Consider the following 522-nt stretch of genomic DNA (forward strand, 5'->3'; position numbering starts at 1 on the left):
GCCGCTAACATACTTGCTCTTCAATCTTGTGGTACAGATAGCTGTGATACAGATGCAGTATTTGATGTAACTTCAGATTATGTATTTACTAACCTTGCTTCCACTTGTGGCGCTGGTGGTACTATTCTAGTTACGTATACAGTTGCTGATGATTGTGGTAACGAAACTATACTTACTGCAACGCTTACTCTTGAAGATTCTATCGGTCCTGACTTAACATCTTGTACTGTAATAGACGAAACTATAGAATGTAATGGTACAGATAACGAAACGATCGCTAACGATTGGAATGCTGCTAACATACTTGCTCTTCAATCTTGTGGTACAGATAGCTGTGATACAGATGCAGTATTTGATGTAACTTCAGATTATGTATTTACGAACCTTGCTTCCACTTGTGGAGCTGGTGGTACTATTCTAGTTACGTATACAGTTGCTGATGATTGTGGTAATGAAACCATACTTACTGCAACGCTTACGCTTGAAGATTCTATCGGTCCTGACTTAACATCTTGTACTGTA

At 38.9% G+C, this 522-nt stretch carries 1 pseudogene; it reads left to right on the forward strand.

The window, feature by feature from the left end:
* Window positions 1–522 (forward strand): annotated as a pseudogene (locus tag ACVCXO_RS00130) (gliding motility-associated C-terminal domain-containing protein); the annotation flags it as partial.

It is taken from the genome of Lacinutrix sp. MEBiC02404, from assembly GCF_053601575.1.